The organism is Streptomyces sp., from assembly GCF_031178505.1.
Taxonomy (GTDB): domain Bacteria; phylum Actinomycetota; class Actinomycetes; order Streptomycetales; family Streptomycetaceae; genus Streptomyces; species Streptomyces gulbargensis.
Genome location: NZ_JAPSIW010000719.1, coordinates 1 through 3,533 on the forward strand (window position 1 = coordinate 1; position 3,533 = coordinate 3,533).

The window sequence follows — 3,533 nt, forward strand, 5'->3', positions numbered from 1 at the left end:
CCAGCAGCACCCGGCGCGGACCGGTCCGCGCCGGGTGCTGCTGGTCCGGCAGTCGGGGGCTTCGAGCGGGTGGTGCTGCGCGAGCGCGCGGCCGCCGACGAGGGCCGTACCGGTCCGAGCCGGGCGCCGGCGGCGGGCGTGAGCAGCGGCCGCGCCTGCTCCTCGATGCGCGCCAGCCGGGCGGGCCACTCCGGTCCGAGGCCGCGGCTGGCCTCGCGGAGCTGTAGCTGCGTGGCGACGAAGGCGTCGCTCTCAGCGGCCGTCCACGGCCGGGCACGCTCGTCTTCCACGGCCTGACGCAGCGCGGGCAGCTGCGACCAGACCCCGGTGGCGTCCGGGGCGTTGCTGTAGCGAGGCTTGCTCTCGCCGCGCCGGTAGACGCTGGCCAGGTCGACGAGGACCCCACGGTCGACCAGGTCGGCCAGTTCCAGGATGCCGCGGTAGGACTCATCGGCATTGGCCTGCACCGTGAGCCGCCCCTGACCACGGTCGGCGAGCTGCTGGAAGTACCGCGCCACGATCCCCTGGTTGCTCATGGCCTGCGGGACCCCCATGAACAGGCCCTCCACGCGAGCACCGGCCTCCCGGTACCGCACCATCTTCGCTTCCACGGCCCGCGCGTCCTGCGAGGTCTCCTGGATGATCGCGTGCAGGCCGTGCCGGCGCACGTAGTCCTCCGCCAGCGCCATCCACGCCCGGCCGTCCGCCCTGGTGTAGGCGGCCATCAGGGTGTCGTCCTGCGCCATGAGCGCCGCATAGGCGGGGTGGTACGGCTTGTAGAGGTCGCTGTCCACGTCCACGAAGCCGCCGTGCTGATTGAGCTGGGCGGCCACCAGCTCCGTGACCCGGCTCTTGCCGGCGCCGGGCTGGCCGACGAGGAAGACGACCGTCGGCGTCTCCTGCGGAGTCCGGCCCTCCAGCAGGTCGGGCGTGATCCGCTCACTGAAGATCCGCCGGTTCTCTGCCTCCGGCAACCGGTACCGCTCGACCTCAGCCGGGTCGATCACGCGATGCCCGCCAGGACCTCGCGGGCGAGCTGCGCGTAGTGCGCGCGAGCCCGGGCGATCTGCTCGCGGTCGGTGGAGCGCAGGCCCTCGCGTTCGCGAGCCAAACGGGACTGCGCTGCGCGGGCCTGATCGATGACGCGCCGGTCCGGCCGCGGCCTACTCTCCTCGGCGGCGATGACGGCGCTGTAGGCGCCCACCGCGCCGTTCACCGCCTCGATCGCCGCCTCGTAGGCGGCGGTCTCCTCGTTGGACCACTCGTGCGGGTCCAGCTGGTCGATGATGGAGATGCCGTTCATGGAGTTCCCCCTTCTCTCGCGATGATCAAGTCTTATGGATGGGCGGGTGCGTCTCAGGAGGCGGGCGGTGAGGCCTTCACGTAGGCGGCATCGACGTCCGCCTCGGTCCCAGCGAACTGGTACTTCTCCCAGGCGCTTTGGCGGGTGACGCCGAGCGCGTCGGCGACCTTCTGCCAGGACAGCGACAGGTGCCGGGCGTGGGCCACGGTGACCACCCGCAGCGGTTCGATTTTCTGCTCCAGCTCGCGCAGCGCGGTCAGGGCGGCGAGTGGCTGCTCCTGGGTCAGCGCATACAGTCGACTCATCAGGTCGCCCATCTCGTCGGCGACGTCTACCGGATACATCGCTGCGGTGACCGTAGCGATGTGCTGTTCCCAGTCAGCCTTGACCGCGGCCGCGGTGACCGACGGGTCCGCGTCGAGCGGGCGGGCCGGGCCGTGCCAAACGCACTGGCATTCAGCACGCAGTGCCGTCGGCCCGCCGGCGCGAAGCGGGAAGGTGACCGAGCCGGTCTCACCCCAGGAGTCCCACTCCTGCCAGGCGTGGCCGTTCCAGATCCTTCCGTCCGGCGCCCCGCTCTTGTCCAGGGCGCGGGCCAGGCCCTCGTGCTCGCGGCGTCCGTCGCGGTCGTCGTCCCACATGGCTTCCTCCTGCATCGGCACGAGTTGTCAGGGTAGCCTGACGCGCGCTCTCTTGTCAGGCATTCCTGACAGTCCAGCGGCAGGCCATCCGATGGGGTCAGGGGGCGGAAGCGGTCGAGGGCGGTCCCGTTGGTCGGGGCCGCCCTCATGGGCTGTCTAGGTCGGGCGCGGGCTATCGGCGCCGCAGATCTGCCGCTCGTTGCGCACGTCGACCGGCGGAACGTAGCCCGGGCCGACGTGCACGACCGGCTCCGGCAGCGGCCGCAGCGGCACCGCGGCCGCCGCGTCCCCGCTTGTGGCGGGTCGGCGAGGCCGGTAGACGTACGGCCGCAGGCGCGGGGCCTCGCAACCCGGAGCCTGCCCGGGGCCCCAGTCGGCGGCCGCGCGGGGCGGCTCGTAGCGGGGCGCGTCGTCGGCGACCAGGGCGTCGAACCGGGGGCGCCCGGTCGACGGGTTCCGGCCCAGGGCCCGGGCGGCGGTGTTCAGCACCCGCCCGGGCTCGCCCGGGGCGACGAACAAGGCGTACGCCACGGCCAGCAGCAGCTCCCGCGCCGGCGGGGCGGCCCGGCGGTCGCCGTAGATCCGGTGCACGGTCTTGGCGTACGTCTCCGCCCGGTCCAGCCGGGGCAGTTCGGTAGGCGCGCTCACTCCGGCTCCCCGACGGCGGGCCGCGCGTGGATCGGGATGTGGACCTCCCCGCCCCCGCAGTCGAAGTCGGACCACTGGTGCTCGGGGTCGAGCCTCCATCCGTTGTCCGTCGCCGCGCGCACGGCCTCCCGGATCGCCTCGGACCTGCTGGCGTAGGTGTCCCCGAGGGCCACGGACGCGAGCGGCAGCCCGAAGTCCGAGGTGTAGGTGTCCACCGAGACGACCCACCCCCCGCACTCCAGGATCAGGAGGTGCGTCGCCACCAGCCCGGCACGGGCGGCGAGTTCGAGGTAGCGGGCGTGATCGGTCTGCATGACCAACCCTTCGTACTCCGGGAAGTACGCGGCGAGGTCCCGGTGTGCGTTCTGGTCGCCTTCCTGCGCCTTCCGCAGTACGGCGACGGCATCCGCGATCCGCTCGGGGGAAAGGGCGTCGTTGGGCATGGCGGCTCCTGTCTTCTTGTAGTCGCCTCCGGACACCCGCGACGGCGCGGCGCGCGTGCAGGTGAACGGGAGGAGGTGCAGGCTTCTGCACCGGCTGTGACCTGCGGTCAGGCAGCGTCGATGGTGAGGACGCCTCGGCTGTAGTCGACGTACGGGTCCCGCTCCTCGGGCAGGTCCGCTTCGTCGTAGGTGATGACCTCGACTGCGGCCCAGTCGGGCACTTCCGCCAGCATGGCCTTAAGGTCGCCTACGGTCATCCGATGCGGGTGAGGCTTAGGCGATCGGACGTTGTTCGTGCGGGGTTCAGATGCCATGAGATGTCCCTTCCTCGGGAGGTGCTGATGCGGAAGTAGCCGGTCGGTCGTCGTCCTGGTCGTCGTCGGCCACGCGCTGGGGGAATGCGAGACGGGCGAGCGCCTCGCGGAAGACGGGCACGTTCTCCGCGTCCATCCGGTACGCGATGTTCTGGTGCCAGCTCGGGTTGTCCGGGTCGGACAC

Annotated in this window: 6 protein-coding genes and 1 pseudogene; all 7 read right to left on the minus strand. The window is 71.9% G+C overall.

Features of this window, described 5'->3' with window-relative positions; translation table 11 throughout:
- The coding region (locus tag RIF68_RS31070; RefSeq protein ID WP_309054605.1) for a zeta toxin family protein at window positions 1-1,007 on the minus strand (1,007 nt) is incomplete at its 3' end.
- The gene (locus RIF68_RS31075; protein ID WP_309054606.1) at window positions 1,004-1,303 is read right to left on the minus strand and encodes a hypothetical protein; all 300 of its coding nucleotides are present in this window, start codon (window positions 1,301-1,303) and stop codon (window positions 1,004-1,006) included. The genes RIF68_RS31070 and RIF68_RS31075, both read right to left, overlap by 4 nt.
- Before the next feature lie 53 nt (window positions 1,304-1,356).
- Window positions 1,357-1,965: a hypothetical protein gene (locus RIF68_RS31080; RefSeq protein ID WP_309054607.1), complete on the minus strand. Its 609-nt coding sequence runs from the start codon at window positions 1,963-1,965 to the stop codon at window positions 1,357-1,359.
- A 135-nt stretch (window positions 1,966-2,100) separates the two neighbouring features.
- The gene (locus RIF68_RS31085; protein WP_309054608.1) at window positions 2,101-2,592 is read right to left on the minus strand and encodes a hypothetical protein; all 492 of its coding nucleotides are present in this window, start codon (window positions 2,590-2,592) and stop codon (window positions 2,101-2,103) included.
- A complete protein-coding gene (locus RIF68_RS31090) occupies window positions 2,589-3,035 on the minus strand; it encodes a ribbon-helix-helix domain-containing protein (RefSeq protein WP_309054609.1) in 447 nt (148 codons plus the stop codon). The genes RIF68_RS31085 and RIF68_RS31090 overlap by 4 nt, the downstream gene beginning before the upstream one ends.
- Window positions 3,036-3,142: 107 nt before the next feature.
- Window positions 3,143-3,268: a hypothetical protein gene (locus RIF68_RS31095; protein WP_309054610.1), complete on the minus strand. Its 126-nt coding sequence runs from the start codon at window positions 3,266-3,268 to the stop codon at window positions 3,143-3,145.
- Between the two features lie 70 nt (window positions 3,269-3,338).
- Window positions 3,339-3,533 (minus strand): annotated as a pseudogene (locus tag RIF68_RS31100) (hypothetical protein); the annotation flags it as partial.